We start from the raw sequence: 432 nt of genomic DNA, 5'->3' as shown, positions 1-432 counted from the left end.
GACGATGTCGGCCTGCCCAAGCTCGGCATCGAGATCGCTCGCCGCGCTGGCTGCAAAACCCTCGGCGCGCAGATCGGCCGCGACCTTCTCGGCATTGGCCGGGGTGCGGTTCCAGATGCGGATGGTCTTGATCGGCCGTACGGCCGAGTGCGCCTTGGCGAGGAAGGGCGACAGCGCGCCGGCGCCGACCACCAGCAGCCGCGAGGCATCGTCGCGGGCGAGATAGGAGGCCGCAAGCGCCGAAGCACAGGCGGTGCGCCACTGTGTCAGCCGCTGGCCGTCGATCAAGGCCTCAGGTTCGCCGGTGGCGCCATTGAGCAGGAGATAGAGCCCCATCACCGCCGGCTTGCCGATGGCATTGTTGTCGGGGGACACGGTGACGATCTTGACGCCGATGTGACCGCCGGCCGATGTGCCGGCCGCGTTGAGGTC

The 432-nt window shown here is 69.0% G+C and carries 1 pseudogene; it reads right to left on the bottom strand.

What is annotated here, in order from left to right:
- Window positions 1-432 (bottom strand): annotated as a pseudogene (locus tag EN939_RS37650) (ornithine cyclodeaminase family protein); the annotation flags it as partial.

This window comes from Mesorhizobium sp. M7A.F.Ca.CA.002.05.1.1 (assembly GCF_003998335.1).
In the GTDB taxonomy this organism is placed as follows: Bacteria; Pseudomonadota; Alphaproteobacteria; order Rhizobiales; family Rhizobiaceae; genus Mesorhizobium.
Note: the sequence above shows the minus strand (reverse complement) of the source record. Positions and strands in the feature narration are given on the sequence as shown.